The organism is Pseudoalteromonas sp. S1609 (assembly GCF_005887255.1).
GTDB lineage: Bacteria > Pseudomonadota > Gammaproteobacteria > Enterobacterales > Alteromonadaceae > Pseudoalteromonas.
This window is the reverse complement of the sequence record NZ_PNDJ01000277.1, coordinates 1-250: the sequence shown is the minus strand read 5'-3', so window position 1 is coordinate 250 and position 250 is coordinate 1. Positions and strand designations below refer to the sequence as shown.

Sequence of the window (250 nt, the reverse complement as noted above, 5' to 3'; positions counted from 1 at the left end):
CATGCCTGCCGCTATATAAATATCATTTATCGAAAGAGCTACCCAAAGTGAAAACTCTATTGTTTTCGGAGCCATCGCCATCACCTCTAAATGCAGAATTTACGTGCCTGGCTAGCCCTTCAAAATTATCTTTAAAGATAATATTGCCTACGCTTGCTATCGAATCAGTACCGTATACAGGAGATGAACCATCTTTAATTACTTCTAATTGTTTGATCATCGATACCGGAATGGTGTTTAAATCAACCGT

At 38.4% G+C, this 250-nt stretch carries 1 pseudogene; it reads right to left on the bottom strand.

Features of this window, described 5'->3' with window-relative positions:
• Positions 1 to 25: 25 nt before the first annotated feature.
• Positions 26 to 250: pseudogene (locus CWB76_RS19730) on the bottom strand (TonB-dependent receptor plug domain-containing protein); the annotation flags it as partial.